The sequence below is a fragment of the Kitasatospora hibisci genome (assembly GCF_043950205.1).
Lineage (GTDB): Bacteria > Actinomycetota > Actinomycetes > Streptomycetales > Streptomycetaceae > Kitasatospora > Kitasatospora hibisci.
Genome location: NZ_CP171642.1, coordinates 7837288 through 7849283, shown reverse-complemented (window position 1 = coordinate 7849283; position 11996 = coordinate 7837288). Strand labels below are relative to the sequence as shown.

Annotated in this window: 13 protein-coding genes; 9 read left to right on the top strand and 4 right to left on the bottom strand. The window is 73.0% G+C overall.

Annotation, left to right across the window (positions count from 1 at the left end; translation table 11 throughout):
* Window positions 1-21: 21 nt before the first annotated feature.
* From ACF9IK_RS34095 to ACF9IK_RS34085, 3 genes are all read left to right on the top strand, one after another.
* Window positions 22-237 carry an MbtH family protein gene (locus tag ACF9IK_RS34095; RefSeq protein WP_395297929.1) on the top strand — a complete coding sequence of 72 codons (216 nt, stop codon included), beginning with the start codon at window positions 22-24 and terminating at the stop codon, window positions 235-237.
* A gap of 124 nt (window positions 238-361) precedes the next feature.
* Window positions 362-1627 carry a KamA family radical SAM protein gene (locus ACF9IK_RS34090; protein WP_395297928.1) on the top strand — a complete coding sequence of 422 codons (1266 nt, stop codon included), beginning with the start codon at window positions 362-364 and terminating at the stop codon, window positions 1625-1627.
* 94 nt (window positions 1628-1721) lie between these two features.
* Complete coding sequence (locus ACF9IK_RS34085; protein ID WP_395297927.1) at window positions 1722-2975, top strand: MFS transporter; 1254 nt, start codon at window positions 1722-1724, stop codon at window positions 2973-2975.
* A gap of 228 nt (window positions 2976-3203) precedes the next feature.
* On the opposite strand, the gene ACF9IK_RS34080 is transcribed toward ACF9IK_RS34085, so the two are convergent.
* Window positions 3204-3818 carry a TetR/AcrR family transcriptional regulator gene (locus ACF9IK_RS34080; RefSeq protein WP_395297926.1) on the bottom strand — a complete coding sequence of 205 codons (615 nt, stop codon included), beginning with the start codon at window positions 3816-3818 and terminating at the stop codon, window positions 3204-3206.
* A 117-nt stretch (window positions 3819-3935) separates the two neighbouring features.
* Between ACF9IK_RS34080 and ACF9IK_RS34075 the strand changes: the two genes are divergently transcribed.
* The gene (locus ACF9IK_RS34075; protein WP_395297925.1) at window positions 3936-4529 is read left to right on the top strand and encodes an ester cyclase; all 594 of its coding nucleotides are present in this window, start codon (window positions 3936-3938) and stop codon (window positions 4527-4529) included.
* Window positions 4530-4609: 80 nt separating this feature from the next.
* Entirely contained in the window at window positions 4610-5407 is a 798-nt protein-coding gene (locus ACF9IK_RS34070) for an N-formylglutamate amidohydrolase (protein ID WP_395297924.1), read from the top strand.
* A 192-nt stretch (window positions 5408-5599) separates the two neighbouring features.
* On the opposite strand, the gene ACF9IK_RS34065 is transcribed toward ACF9IK_RS34070, so the two are convergent.
* Window positions 5600-6358, bottom strand: coding sequence for a DeoR/GlpR family DNA-binding transcription regulator (locus tag ACF9IK_RS34065; RefSeq protein ID WP_395297923.1), 759 nt, complete (start codon window positions 6356-6358; stop codon window positions 5600-5602).
* 49 nt (window positions 6359-6407) lie between these two features.
* On the opposite strand from ACF9IK_RS34065, the gene ACF9IK_RS34060 reads away from it, so the two are divergent.
* The 3 genes from ACF9IK_RS34060 (at window position 6408) to ACF9IK_RS34050 (ending at window position 9156) form a co-directional block, all read left to right on the top strand.
* Complete coding sequence (locus tag ACF9IK_RS34060; RefSeq protein WP_395297922.1) at window positions 6408-6791, top strand: DUF4406 domain-containing protein; 384 nt, start codon at window positions 6408-6410, stop codon at window positions 6789-6791.
* A complete protein-coding gene (locus ACF9IK_RS34055) occupies window positions 6788-7465 on the top strand; it encodes an NUDIX domain-containing protein (RefSeq protein ID WP_395297921.1) in 678 nt (225 codons plus the stop codon). The genes ACF9IK_RS34060 and ACF9IK_RS34055 overlap by 4 nt, the downstream gene beginning before the upstream one ends.
* 446 nt (window positions 7466-7911) lie before the next feature.
* On the top strand, window positions 7912-9156 hold the full coding sequence (locus ACF9IK_RS34050) for an aspartate aminotransferase family protein (RefSeq protein WP_395297920.1): 1245 nt from the start codon (window positions 7912-7914) through the stop codon (window positions 9154-9156).
* Between the two features lie 70 nt (window positions 9157-9226).
* On the opposite strand, the gene ACF9IK_RS34045 is transcribed toward ACF9IK_RS34050, so the two are convergent.
* Window positions 9227-10180, bottom strand: a complete 954-nt coding sequence (locus ACF9IK_RS34045) for an AraC family transcriptional regulator (RefSeq protein ID WP_395297919.1) — start codon at window positions 10178-10180, stop codon at window positions 9227-9229.
* 144 nt (window positions 10181-10324) lie between these two features.
* Here ACF9IK_RS34045 and ACF9IK_RS34040 point away from each other — a divergent pair, with 144 nt between their 5' ends.
* On the top strand, window positions 10325-11041 hold the full coding sequence (locus ACF9IK_RS34040) for an SDR family oxidoreductase (protein ID WP_395297918.1): 717 nt from the start codon (window positions 10325-10327) through the stop codon (window positions 11039-11041).
* 144 nt (window positions 11042-11185) lie between these two features.
* Here the strand turns inward: ACF9IK_RS34040 and xdhC are convergent, their stop codons facing one another.
* Window positions 11186-11995 (bottom strand): xanthine dehydrogenase accessory protein XdhC, encoded by an 810-nt coding sequence (gene xdhC / locus ACF9IK_RS34035; protein WP_395297917.1) that lies wholly within the window; start codon window positions 11993-11995, stop codon window positions 11186-11188.
* Window position 11996 lies beyond the last annotated feature (1 nt).

Sequence of the window (11996 nt, the reverse complement as noted above, 5' to 3'; positions counted from 1 at the left end):
TACCCGAAAGGACCACGTGAGATGTCCGACACCGAGGACGGCACCGTCTACCAGGTCGTGGTGAACCACGAGGAGCAGTACTCCATATGGGCCGCCGGCCGTGAGCTGCCCACCGGCTGGACGGCCACCGGCTTCGAGGGCGTCAAGAGCGCCTGCCTGGCCCACATCGACGAGGTGTGGACGGACATGCGTCCGCTGAGCCTGCGGCTGCGGATGGCCGCGGCCGAGCGGCCCTGACCCGTCCGCACCCGACCCATCCGCACCCGGGGTCGCCGCGCCGACGCGGCGGCCCCGGGCACCCGGCGGCCGAGGGAGCTCCGGGCATCCACGAGAAAGCAGGACAGAGCGTGAGGTGGTGGTGATGAAGGTCTACTCCCACGAGCGGCTGGAGCGGCTGGCCGCCGAGCGGGGCATGCCCGCGGAGTACCTGCACGAACTGCGGGTGGTCTCCTCGGTCCTACCCTTCAAGGTCAACCAGTACGTCGTGGACGAGCTGGTCGACTGGTCCGCCGTCCCCGACGACCCGATCTTCCGGCTCACCTTCCCGCACCGGGACATGCTGCCGCCGGACGTGTTCGAGACGCTGTCGGCGCTCCACCTGGCCGCCGCCTCCCCGGGCGTCATCCGCAAGGCCGCCCGGGCGGCCCACGCCCTGCTCAACCCCAACCCGGGCGCCCAGGTGGACGCGAACGTGCCGTTCCACGAGGGCATCCCCTTGGCGGGGGTGCAGCACAAGTACGCCGAGACGGTCCTGGTCTTCCCCTCACAGGGACAGACCTGCCACTCCTACTGCGGGTACTGCTTCCGCTGGTCCCAGTTCGTCGGCAACGCCGACATCCGGCAGGCCGCGTCCGACGTCTCCCGGCTGGTCTCCTACCTGGCCGCCAGCCCTTCGGTCACCGACGTCCTCTTCACCGGCGGCGACCCCATGATCATGAGCGCCACCGTGCTGGAGCGGTGGGTGAACCCGCTGCTCGCCCCGGAGCTGGAGCACGTACGGACGATCCGCTTCGGCACCAAGGCGCTGTCCTACTGGCCCGCCCGCTTCACGACCGACCAGGACGCCGACGACATGCTCCGGCTGTTCGACCGCATCGTGTCCGGCGGCCGGCACGTGGCGGTGATGGCCCACTTCTCCCACGTCCGCGAACTGGAGCACCCCGAGGTCGGGGAGGCGATCCGGCGCATCCGGGCCACCGGGGCGGTGATCCGGGCCCAGGCGCCGGTCATCGCGCACGTCAACGACCGGGCCGAGGACTGGTCCGCGATGTGGCAGCGGCTCGTCGAACTCGGCGTGGTGCCCTACTACATGTTCGTCGAGCGCGACACGGGTGCCCGCAACTACTTCGGCGTCCCGCTGACCCGGGCCCTGCGGATCTACACGGACTCCGTGCGGGGCGTCTCCGGCCTGGCCCGCAGCGCCCGCGGGCCGGTGATGTCGGCCGCCCCCGGCAAGGTGCTCATCGACGCCGTCACGGACATCGGCGGCACCGAGGTGTTCTCACTGCGACTGCTCCAGGCCCGTGACGCACGGCAGGTGGGCCGCCAGTTCTTCGCCCACCACGACCCGGCCGCCGAGTGGTTCGACGACCTTCGCCCCGCCCTCGGCTCCTGGTGGCCCCGGTGACGCCGCGCGTGCCGCCCACCCCGTCCGCCCTGGCCCTCCCGCGTCCAGAGGCATCCGCTCGCCGTACCCGACGTGCTCCGAAAGCGAGGCAGTAGTGCGGCCGACCACCGAAGGCACCGTCCCCGCCACCGGAACCGAGCCGCCACCCGGTCTCTGGCGCAACCGCGCGTTCAACCTGCTCTGGACCAGCCAGTGCCTCTCGGACCTCGGCAGTGCCATGGCCAACCTGGCCCTGCCGCTGCTGGTGCTCCAGCTGACCGGGTCGCCCACCGAGGCCGGTCTGGTCGGCACCACCGCCCTGGTGGCCGGCATGGTCTGCCGGCTGCCGGCCGGCGTCCTGGCCGACCGCTTCGACCGGCGGCGGCTGATGGTGATCTGCGACGTCCTGCGGACCGCCGCCTACGGCGCGCTCGGCGCCGCCGTGCTCGCCGACGCCGCCGGTATGGCGATGGTGCTGGTGCTGGTGGTCGCCGGCGCCGCCGCCAACGCCGTGTTCAGCACCGCCGAGCACGCGGCGGTGCGCAACCTGGTCCGTCCCGGCCAGCTCTCCGACGCGGTCGCCCGCAACGAGGCGCGCTCGTACGGGACGCAGTTGGCCGGCCCGCCGCTGGGCGGCCTGCTGTTCGGGCTGGGCCGGTCGCTGCCGTTCCTCGGCAACGCGCTGAGCCACCTGCTCTCGCTGGCCGCCCTGCTGGCGATCCGCGAGCCGATGCAGGAGCCCCGGAAGGAGACGGCCGAGTCCTCCGGCGCGGCGGCCGGCACCGAGGGCCTGCGGTTCGTCCTGGCCAACCCCTTCCTGCGCGCCCTGCTGCTGATCGCCGCCCCGCTCAACATGGCGTTCACGGGCATGATCTTCGCGATCATCGTCTCGCTCCAGCGCTCCGGGACCTCGTCCTACCTGGTCGGCCTGGCGAGCACGATCTTCGCGGCGGGCGGCCTCCTCGGCGCCCTCGCCGCCCCCTCCCTCCAGCGCCGGCTGCGGCTGCCGACCCTGATCCTGGTCCTCAGCTGGGCCACCGCCGCGCTGATGGCGGCCGGCGCACTGTTCTCCACCAGCGTGCTGGCCGCGGTCCCGCTGGCCGCCGCCGTCTTCCTCGGTCCCACCGCCAACGCGGCCCTCTTCGGGTACCAGGCGGCCATCACCCCGGACCACCTCCAGGGCCGCGTCTTCAGCGTCATCATCCTGGCCGCCACCTCCGCCGCGGCCCTGGCCCCCGCCGTGGCGGGCATCCTGCTGGACCGCCTGTCCAGCGCGGCGGCGATGCTGGTCTTCGCCCTGATCGTCTCCATCGGCGCCGTCACCGCCACCTTCAGCACCGGCATCAGGTCGATGTCCACCGAGCCCTGAGCCCCCGTCGGGCCCTCGCGGCGCCGGGCGCACCGGCCTGCGGGCACCCGGCAGCGCGTCGGCCTGCGTTCCCCAGGCTTCCGGCAGGCTGAACCGCCGTCCGGGAGTCCCACGAACCGTCATCGGCAGCCATCCGCGACGGCGCACCGCCCCGGCGACGAGGTGCTCCCGCACCGGATCGACCGGCAGGCGCCGGCCGAGGCCGTGCAGGCGGTGGGGCTCAGGGGCTCACGAGATCCGCAGGGTGGCGAGGGCGGTGCGGAGGAGGAAGGCTTCGGCACGGTCCCAGGGCCAGCCGTTCTCCGCGACCAGGGTGCGCCAGCCGCTCGGACCGAACCAGAACCACAGGAGGTCCGCCGTCTCCTCCTCCGACCTGGCGAGCGGCGCCAGGCTGTGCAGATGGCCCGCGGCGGCGCGGAGCGCGGCGCGGTAGTCGGCGGTGGCACGCTCCCACAGGGCCTCGCCGTCCTCGTGCGACGGCAGCGCCTTGTGGATCGCCTCGTGGACGGTGAACATGCCTTCGTTCCCCGCCCGGGTGCCGTGGGCCAGCGCCCGGAGCACGCACTCCGGGTCCCGCTCGGCGAGCACGGTGCGCATCGCCTGCTCGTGACCGGAGGCCTGCACGGCCGTGTCGACGATCTCGTTGAGGATGTCGCCCTTGCTCCCGGCACTCGCGAAGACGGCCTTCGAGGAGACGCCCGCCCCGGCCGCGATGTCCGCGACGGTCACCCGCCCGTAGCCGCGTTCGGCGAACAGCCGGGTCGCCGACTGGAGGATCTGCACACGTGTCTGGGCAGCGGCTTCCTCCCGCCGGGGCGAGACGTACCTGCGTTTGGTCGGCATGAGGCCAGCCTAGCCGCAGAAATGCTAGACCTATTCAATAGGCGATGTGTAACCTGAATATCTGTCAGGGCGGCGACCCGGCCGCCCCGCACCCATGCGCGAGAGGAACCGATTCCGATGGCAATGCCAGCCGAGGACGTGGCCCGCGGACTCTTCACGGTCCTGGCGACCGGAGACGTGGCACTGGCCGCAGCGGTCGTGCACGAGGACTTCACCAACCGCGAGGCGGTCGTCTCCCCCGCCGCCTGCTCGCTCCCCGGACCGGCCGGCGTGCTGGCCTCGGGCGCGTGGCTGCGCTCCGCCTTCTCCGACCTGCGCTTCCCCGTCACCGACCTCGCCCACGACGGCGACCAGGTGTGGATACGGCTGCACATGCAGGGCCGGCACACCGGCCCCTTCGTCCACTACCGCGACGGCGAACTCCTCCAGGCGATCCCGCCCACCGGGGCCGGGATCGACTCCGAGCAGGTGCACGTCCTGCACCTGCGCGACGGCAAGGTCGTCCGGCACGAGGCGGTACGCGACGATCTCGCCCTGCTCGGGCAGCTCGGCGCCCTTCCCAACGGCCCCGCCGTCCCGCGCATCCAGGACTGGCACGACACCGGACACGCCGCCCGCGCCGCACTCCAGATCGCCGAAGCAGCCGAACAGGCGGCAGCCACCGCCCGCGGGCACGCACCCGGCCCGGGAAACACCGGGCAGGCCGGGTGATCACCACCCGATCCCCCGGGAGCGGGGCGGAGGTCGGGAAGGTGACACTTCATCAAGACACACGACACAGCGAGGAACAGATGACCGACACCCCCGCCTCCTTCCGGCTCCACCCCGGATCGCCGGACTCCCCCGTGATCCTGCACGTCCCGCACTCCGCCCGCGCCATACCCGCCGACGTCCGCGCGGGGATCGTGCCCGACGACCGGGCGCTCGCGCTGGAGCTGGACCGCATCACCGACGCGCACACGGCCGAGATCGCCGCCGGCGCGGCGGCAGCAGCACGCCTCACGCCCTGGCGGTTCGTCAACCGGCTCTCCCGCCTGGTCGTCGACCCCGAGCGGTTCCCCGACGAGCGCGAGGAGATGCTGGCCGCCGGAATGGGGGCGGTCTACACCCGGACCACGCACCGCGAGGAGCTCCGCCCGGCCGGCTTCGACGGGCGGTCACTGCTGGATCGCTACTTCCGCCCGTACGCCGAGGCGGTGACGGCAGCCGTCGCGGAGCGCATCGAGGCGGTCGGGCGCGCGGTAATCGTCGACGTCCACTCGTACCCGACGAAGGCCCTGCCGCACGAGCTCCACGGCGGTGGCCCCCGTCCGCCGATCTGCCTCGGCACCGACCCCTTCCACACGCCCGCCGCCCTGCTCGACGCGGCGCAGCAGGCGTTCGGGGGCTTCGGCGGCACCGGCCTCGACAGCCCGTTCGCGGGAACCTACGTGCCGCTGCGGTACTACGGGAAGGCCGCGAACGTCAGTGCGCTCATGGTGGAGATCCGCCGTGACCTCTACATGGCCGAGCCCGGCGGCCCGGCCGGCCCCGGCCTCGGCGCCCTGGCGGACGCCCTGGCCGACCTCGTCGACCGCGTGTCCGCCTGACGGCACTCCGGCCGGCCGGGGCCGGGCCGCACACCGCGGCGAGGAACCCGGTGAGGCCGGCCGTCGGGATCGCCACCGTCACCCACGGCCGCCCCCGGCCGGCGGGGCGTTCGTCGACTCCCGTGGACGGCTGGACCACAGCGACCGATCGGCGTCTCGCCCGGCTGCCCTCCCGGGCCCGCGTCGCGGCCGTCAGCCGGCCGCCAGGATCTCCACGCCGCGCGCCGCGAGTTCCTCGACGACCGGGTGGCGGCGGTCGGCATCGGTGACCAGTCCGCTGATGTCCTCCCACGGCAGGACGCGGAACCGGGAGGCTGTGCCGATCTTCTCGGACGAGGCGAGGACGTAGGTGTCCGCGGCCCGCGCGGCCAGGGCCCGCTTCATCGCCGCCTCTTCGGCGTCGCCGGTGGTCAGTCCGGCCTGCGGGTGGACGCCGGTGACGCCGAGCAGGCACAGGTCGGCCGAGACGTTCTGGGCGGCCTCGACCGCGGCCGCACCGCAGGCGACCGCCGAGTGCTTGAAGATGCGGCCGCCGAGCAGGAAGACCTCGGCCCGGGGGTGGTCGAGCAGGGCGGCCGCGATCGTCGGGCTGTGGGTGATCACGGTGCAGGCCAGGTCCGGCGCGAGCGCACGGGCGACGGCGAGGGCGGTGGTGCCGCCGTCCAGGATCAGAGCGCTGCCCGGCCGGACCAGCGCGGCGGCGGCCGCGGCGACCTGCCGCTTGCCGTCGGGGGTGACGGCCTGCCGGGCGGCGTAGTCCGCGACGGCCGGGGAGACGGGCAGGGCCCCGCCGTAGACCCTCTGGCACAGCCCCTCGGCCGCGAGGTCGCGCAGGTCGCGGCGCACGCTGTCCTCGGAGATGCCGAGGTCCGCGGCGACGTCCTTGGCGACGATCTTGCCCTCGCGGGCGAGCAGACCCAGCAGGTGGTCACGCCTCTCGGCAGCCAGCATTCGCACTCTCTCCTGTTCTTGCACGTTTCTGCGTGTAGTGTAGCGCGCCATGACCGACAAGCCCATGCTCGTCCTCATCGCCGGCCCCTACCGTTCCGGCACCGACGGCGATCCGCAGGCCATGGCCGCGAACCTCGCCCGCCTCGAAGCCGCGGCCTGGCCCGTGTTCGCCGCCGGCCACATCCCCGTGATCGGGGAGTGGATCGCCCTGCCCGTCCTGCGCTCGGCCGGCGCGGGCCCCGCCGACCCGCTCGCCGAGCAGGTGCTCTATCCGGCCGCCGAGCGCCTGCTCGCCCACTGCGACGCCGTGCTCCGGCTCCCCGGCGACTCCGCCGGCGCCGATCAGGACGTCGCCACCGCCCGCCGTCGCGGCCTGCCCGTCTACCGCACCGTGGACGAGATCCCGCGGCGCACCCCGCAGGAGAGCGCGTGAACACCCGCCCCGGCGTCGACACCCCCGACCACCGCGGCCGCACCGGCCTCGACCGCGTCGGCCGGGACCTGGCCCGCAACCCCGCCGTCGTGGTCCGCGACGTCGAGCTCACCTCCCAGGGCTGGCACGTCCTGCGCCGCACCACCTACGACTACCGGCGCCGCGACGGACGCTGGGTCACCCAGCAGCGCGAGACCTACGACCGCGGCAACGGCGCCGTCGTCCTGCCCTACGACACCGAACGCCGCCGCGTACTGCTCACCCGCCAGTTCCGCTACCCCGCCTACGTCAACGACCACCCGGACGGCATGCTCGTCGAGGCCGCGGCCGGGCTGCTCGACGGCGACGACCCGCTCGCCGCGGTCCGGCGCGAGAGCGCCGAGGAACTCGGTGTCACGCTCGGCCCGCTCACCCACGTCCTCGACGCCTACATGAGCCCCGGCTCGGTCACCGAGCGGCTGCACTTCTACGCCGCCCCCTACACCCCGGCCGACCGGACCGGCAACGGCGGCGGCCTGGAGGAGGACGGCGAGGACATCGAAGTGCTCGAACTGCCCTTCGCCGACGCCCTCGCCATGGTCCACGACGGACGCATCACCGACGGCAAGACCATCCTGCTCCTGCAATGGGCCGCCCTGAACGGGCCCTTCGCCGCCCCGGCGGGCACCCGCTGACACCGCCGCACCCGCTGACACCGCCGCATCCGCCGACACCGCCGCATCCGCCGACACCGCCGGCCGGACCGTCCCGGGTCCGGGCACCCGCGCCGGCTCGGTCGGCGCCCCGGGAGGCACAGCTGCTCGCCGTGGAGGGTTCGGCGGTGCCCGCCGCGAGTCCGAGTCCGGCGGCGGCGTCGGTGCCGGCCGCAACCGGCTCGCGTCCCACTGTCCCCCTGTAGGAGGGTTCGGCGGGCCGGCACCACCAGGAGGAAGCGCTGCGGGTCGCACCCGTAGGGTCGCCGCCCGTGTCGCCCTCCGATTGCCCGTCCTCCGCACCGGGGGTCGGGTAGCTTGCCTGCAAGCCGTCCGCGGGTCCCGGGCCGCCCGGGACCCGCCGGGTCGGTGCTGCCGCAGAGAGTGAGCCGCGCATGTCGAACCTGCTCGGCCGCCATCGTGCGGTCATGCCGAGGTGGGTGTCGCTCTACTACGACGACCCGATCGAGATCGTGAGCGGCAAGGGGCGTCGCGTCACCGACTCCGACGGGCGCAGCTATCTCGACTTCTTCGGCGGCATCCTCACCAACATGCTCGGATACGACGTGCCCGAGGTCCGGGAGGCCGTCGAGCGGCAGCTGCGCACCGGGGTCGCGCACACCTCGACGCTGTACCTCATCCGCGCCCAGGTGGAGTTGGCCGAGAGGATCGCGGAGCTGTCGGGCATCGCGAACGCCAAGGTCTTCTTCACCAACTCCGGCACCGAGGCCAACGAGACAGCGCTGCTGCTCGCCACCCATGCCCGCCGGTCCGACCAGGTGCTCGCCCTGCGCAACAGCTACCACGGACGCTCGTACGCGGCCACGGCCGTCACGGGCAACCGGAGCTGGAAGAACTCCTCGCTCTCGCCCGTCAACGTGCACTACCTGCACGGCACCGACCGCGCGCGCTTCCCGCACCTGTCGGACGAGGAGTTCCTGGCCTTCTGCGCGGACGATCTGCAGCACGTCCTCGACACGGCCACCGCCACCGACGTCGCCTGCCTGATCGTGGAGCCCGTCCAGGGCGTCGGAGGCTTCACCGCCGCACCGGACGGACTCCTCGCGCGATACCGGGAGATCCTGGACCGGTACGGGATCCTGCTGGTCTCGGACGAGGTGCAGACGGGCTGGGGCCGTACCGGAGAGCACTTCTGGGGCATCCAGGCCCACGGCGTGACACCCCACGTCATGACCTTCGCCAAGGGCCTGGGAAACGGCTTCGCGATCGGCGGTGTCGTCGCGGAGGGCACGCTGATGGACGCGCTTCCGGCGAACGGCATCTCCACCTTCGGTGGCAACCCCATCGCGACGGCGGCCGCCGGGGCCACCCTCGACTACCTGCTCGCCCACGATCTCCAGGCCAACGCGGACCGGCTCGGCCGCCTGCTGGTCGACGGCCTGCGGAGCGCGGCGGGACGGCTCCCGATCGCGCGGGACGTCCGCGGCAAGGGCCTGATGTTCGCCGTCGACCTGATCGACCCCGGCACCGGAGCTCCGAGCCCGTCGCTGGCCGCCCGGGTGATGGAACACGCGAGGGAACGCGGCCTGCTCATCGGCAAGGGCGGCCTCTACGGCCACACCCTGCGGATGGCTCCCCCGCTCACCCTGACCGAGGACGAGGCCGGGGAGGGACTCGGCATCCTCCGCGACTCGCTCGCGGCCGCCTGCTGACCTCCCCCGGTGCGGCCGGCGGACGCCGCGGACGCCCCGGTTGCCGATCCGCCGCGTGATGTCCCGGCCCTCACCGTCCGCGCTGTCCGCCCGGTTCGTCCCCTACCGTCCGGACCTGCCTGCGGTAGGCCCCCGGTGGCGTCCCGAAGTGTCGCTTGAAGGCTTTGGCGAAGGCGAACTCCGACGTGTACCCCGTGCGCTGTGCGATCGTGCTCAGCGGGGTCGGCGATCGGTGCAGCAACCGCGCAGCGGTGGCCATCCGCCAGTTGGTCAGGTAGGTCAGCGGCGGCTCACCGACCACCGAGGCGAAGCGGCGGGCGAACGTCGCGCGGGACAGCCCGGCACAGGTGCCCAGGGATTCCACGGTCCAGGCATGGCCGGGATCGTCGTGGATCGCCTTCAGGGCCGGGGCGACTGCCGGGTCGGTCAGCGCGGCCGCCCACCCCCGGGTCCGCTCCTTCGGCAGTTCGGCGTACCACGACCGGAGGATGTACAGCAGCAGCAGATCGACGAGCGCCGTGACGACCGCGTCCGAGCCCGGCTGCGGCGCGTGGAACTCGGCGCACAGCTGATCGACCGCCGAGCGCAGCACCGGGTGGCGGCCGGGAACCGCGGGGAGGTGGACGACCTCCGGCAGATCGCCGAACAGCGGATGCGGGCGGTCGACGTCGATCGCGTACGCGCCGCACACCAGCACCGTGCGCGGCCCCGGTCCGTCCACGGTGACCTGGCCGATGGGCGAGGAACGGTCCACGCGCTCCGGCACGAAGTCCACCGGATCGCGGTCCGGCACGTCGCACAGGGTGTGTCCGCTGCCGCGCTGCAGGAACACGATGTCGCCGGGTCCGAGCGCGAGCGGGCGGCCGTGCGGTGGAAGCAGGTGGCAGCGCCCTTCCACGACCACGTGGAACCCGGCTCCTGAGACGGGTTGGAACTTCAGGGCCCACGGGGCGTGCGCGTCGGTGCGGGTCACCATCGGGCGTCCCGTGCGCAGGACTTCGAGGGTGTCGCTCAGGATGTCCATGGCGACACCCTAGCGCCCGCCGGGCGAGACGATATGACAGGGAATCGAGACTTCAAGCCATTCACCGTCTCAACGTGGAGGCTTACGTTCATGTCATGACGGTTGCCGAACCCCCGGCACCGCATCGACGAAGGAGCGGATCCCATGTCCCTGGCCGGCAAGAAGATCGTGATCATCGGCGGAACCTCCGGCATCGGCTTCGCGGTAGCCCGACAGGCCGCGGCGGCCGGCGCGCACGTCGTGGTCGCCTCCAGCAGTCAGGACCGCGTGGACGCCGCGACGAAGCGGTTGGGCGGGCCCGCCGAAGGCCGCCGCCTGGACGTCGCCGACGGCGACGCCATCGCCGCGTTCTTCGAGCAGGTCGGGGAGTTCGACCACCTCGTCTACACCGCGGGCGAATCCCTGCTGATCAAGTCGTTGGTCGACACCACCCCGCAGGAGGCCAGGGCCGTCTTCGAGCGCCGGTTCTGGGGCGCGTTCCTGTCCGCCAAGTACGCTGCACCGCGGCTGCGTGACGGCGGCTCGATCACTTTCAGCTCAGGCGTCCTCGCGGTCCGGCCCCTTTCCGGAACCGCGCTCACGGCAGGCATCACCGGTGGTGTCGAGGCCCTGTCCCGGGCACTCGCCGTCGAGCTCGCCCCTCTGCGCGTCAACGTGGTCCAGCCCGGTGTGATCCGCACCGAGCTGTGGGACGGCAGTGTCCCGGACCCGGAGGCGTTCCTCCGGGACGCCGGGTCCGAGTTGCTCACGCGGCGTGTCGGAACTGCCGAGGAAGCCGCGGCGGCCTACCTCTTCGTCCTGGCCAACGCCTACGTCACGGGCACCACGCTCGCGGTGGACGGCGGCGCGGCACTGGTGTGACACGGGTGCCGGACGGCAGCCGACGGAGCGGCGCCGCACCGGCGCGACGCGTTCCCTGCCCCGGCGGTCGACGACCCCCGGCCCCCGGCCCCCGCGCAGACGGGTTCGCATCGGCGCGGGGGTCCGTGACGATCGGTCGGGGTGTCAGTTCCCGTCGGCTTCGAAGGTGCGCAGCAGGTCGGCGGCGACGCTCAGGGCGATGGTCGCGGGTGCCTTGCCGGTGATGTTGGTCAGCCCGATCGGGGTCTTGATCCGGCCGATGGTGGCGTCGTCGTGACCGCCCTCGGTGGCGAGGCGCCTGCGGAACCGCGTCCACTTGGCCGCCGAACCGATCAGCCCGATGGAGCCGAGGTGGGTGGTGCGCAGGGCGGCGTCGCACAGGGCGGCGTCCTCGGCGTGGTCGTGGGTCATGATCAGGATGTGGGTGCCGCGCGGCAGGTCCTCCAGCACCTCCTCGGGCAGCAGCGGTGTGTGGTGGACGTGCACCTGCGCCACCGCGTCCGCCAGCACGTCGAGCCGTTCCTCGGAGAGGATGTCGGGACGGGTGTCGACCAGGTGGAGGTCGAGGTCCTGGCGTGCCAGGATGCGTGCCAGTTCCAGCCCGACGTGACCGACGCCGAAGACCGCCACCGCCCGTACCACCGGCAGCGGTTCGAGCAGCACCGAGACCGTGCCGCCGCAGCACTGCACACCGTGCGGGTTGGTCACCTTGTCGTTGAGTGCGAAGTCCATCAGTTCCGGCTCCGGCGCGGACGCGGCGATCATCTCCCGGGCCCGGTCAATCGCGACGGCCTCGACGTTGCCGCCGCCGATCGAGCCCCACGTGCCGACCCCTCCGACGACGAGTTTCGCACCGGCCTCGCGCGGGGCGTGGCCGCGCACGGCCGCGACGGTCACAAGCACGCCGGGCTCCCGGCGTGCTCGCAACCGTGCAACCGCGGTGACCCACGTCATG